Origin of the sequence: Curvibacter gracilis ATCC BAA-807 (assembly GCF_000518645.1) — a bacterium.
GTDB lineage: Bacteria > Pseudomonadota > Gammaproteobacteria > Burkholderiales > Burkholderiaceae_C > Curvibacter > Curvibacter gracilis.
In genome coordinates this window covers 1-2,064 of the sequence record NZ_JADZ01000070.1, presented here as the reverse complement: position 1 = coordinate 2,064, position 2,064 = coordinate 1, and the positions used below count along the sequence as shown (strand labels likewise).

The 2,064-nt window shown below is 32.0% G+C and carries 3 protein-coding genes; all 3 read right to left on the bottom strand.

Translation table 11 applies throughout. The annotated features are described in order from the left end of the window. Positions 1-145: 145 nt before the first annotated feature. Positions 146-595 carry a plasmid mobilization relaxosome protein MobC gene (gene mobC / locus L880_RS35290; protein ID WP_084461673.1) on the bottom strand — a complete coding sequence of 150 codons (450 nt, stop codon included), beginning with the start codon at positions 593-595 and terminating at the stop codon, positions 146-148. Positions 596-1,111: 516 nt separating this feature from the next. Beyond that, positions 1,112-1,393 carry a hypothetical protein gene (locus L880_RS35960; RefSeq protein WP_157463074.1) on the bottom strand — a complete coding sequence of 94 codons (282 nt, stop codon included), beginning with the start codon at positions 1,391-1,393 and terminating at the stop codon, positions 1,112-1,114. A gap of 436 nt (positions 1,394-1,829) precedes the next feature. Next, the coding region (locus L880_RS36175; protein WP_211245360.1) for a hypothetical protein at positions 1,830-2,064 on the bottom strand (235 nt) is incomplete at its 5' end.

Below are 2,064 nucleotides of genomic sequence, written 5' to 3'. Positions count from 1 at the left end.
TGATGTCATCTCCCAGGCTGTCAAATTGAACGGGCACGACCCAACAAAACAGACCAACCCGAGCATGCGTGCGCCTGGGCTCACGGATTCAGGATTACCATTACCACGGGAAAAAACTTTCGTAAACATTTTAAATATCAAAACCTCATTTTAAATCTTTGGAAATCTCTTTCAAAATATTTTTTATCTCTTCAAGATTTACTTTTAATTCGTTCGAACTTATTGCAGAATTGTGAAGTCTTTTTGTCATTTGGTTTAAATTATTTCCAATTTTCAACATTTGAATAATAAGTAAATTTTGATTTTCTTCGCTTAGTTTTACTTGTTTATTTTCTGAATTTAATTCAGAAAGTAATTTTTTTCTAGCAAATAATGACAGTGTTGTTTCATTGGTTTCTAAATATAAGCCTGTTATTTTTTCATATTCTTTTGGTGAAACTCTTATTCTAATACTGACATTTCTTTTTAATTTGTTATCTTCTTTTCCTGCTTGTCCTGCTGATTTTTTTCTAACAGATTTATTTTTGGCATTCTGTCTTCTTGTTTCAATTCTTAAAATTTTCTCCTGAAATTTATCTTCTTCTGTGTCTAACATTTTTAATTTCCTTTTAGGTGGTTAAATCTTCAAAAATAGGGTCTGGGAGAATCCCAGTTATTAAATAGTAAGGCCAAAATTTATTTTGGTTCCTTAATATAACCCTTGCTTTGTACTTCTATCTTAGTGTTTTTATTTCGAATGTAAATACTGAAATTTTGAAAAAATATAACTCGATATAAATGGGGTGACTATTTTTGAAATAAAAAGAGGACTGAATAAAAAGGCATTATTGCGAAGCAATGTAGCGAAGCGGTACTGACTTTTGGCTGTTCTACTTGGTCAACTTATATTTTTGTTTTATATAATTGTTACTACTCCTTTAAAAATCAAATTGGTAAAAATTAAGAAAAATAAAAAAGCACCTATGAGGTGCTCTTGTTTTCTATTTTCCTATCGTCTAGCACCTACCCCCTACCTACCTACACAAAAACGGTTCTAGGTGGTTTTTAGTGGCTCTGTGAGCTTTTCTACTTTCTGCCTAGTTCGTTCCTTTGTTCTTCTTTGTTGGTGGTTTTAATCTTCAATTAAACCTAGTGCCCTCATTCTTTTGTACTCATCTTTTATGTATTCTTTTTCTTTGATGTAGTTACTTAAAAACTCAATATCTTGGGTGTTTATTTCTTTTTCATCTTTTAATATTTCTTCGTGGCTTTGGTTTAAATCTTTATCAAGACAATTTTTGTAATAAAAAATCTCCCTGTGTGCCAATTGTGTACTATCTCCATTTAAATCAAATGAATGATAGTTCAAATTTAAATTATCTATAATTCCTAATATGTATTTATTTGATGACATTAAAACTCCTTTAAAATATATCATTCAATATATATTAAATTAACAATAATGTCAATATTTATTGATTTTAGAATATTTCCATATGTTTTATAGATAGATTGATTGTTTTATTTCTTCTTTAATAGAACAAAGTACCTTCGGTCTTTGTTTGTACCTTAATGTCTTTCTCCATCTTATCCGTTTCCACTACTAAGCTGGAGAAAGACTTTCCCAAACCAAATTTTGAAAAAAATTTAGTTTTTAGTCTTTCCTAAATATGTTTTACTACATACCGGACCCTACACGTTATCTAATCGGTGAGGGATAGCAGATTCAGGTTATTAGTAACCCCCAAACTTGGTTCTGCCTATTAAGACTTTCAATGTGGCTTTGTTTGGTTCCCGTTCTAGCCTACTGATTAACATTGCTGTTAATTTACTACCTTGCTTGTCAGTTCCTACAGGTGTCTAATCTGTTTAAGGCTCTGGTATTCTTTAAAATCGTCTACTCGATAAGCACATTCGTAATTTTTAAAACCGAACCGTGCACCCGGCGGGGTGGACGTATAAATTTTAAAAAAATAAAATTCATTACTCAAACCTGAATCCGTGAGCCCAGGCGCACGCATGCTCGGGTTGGTCTGTTTTGTTGGGTCGTGCCCGTTCAATTTGACAGCCTGGGAGATGACATCA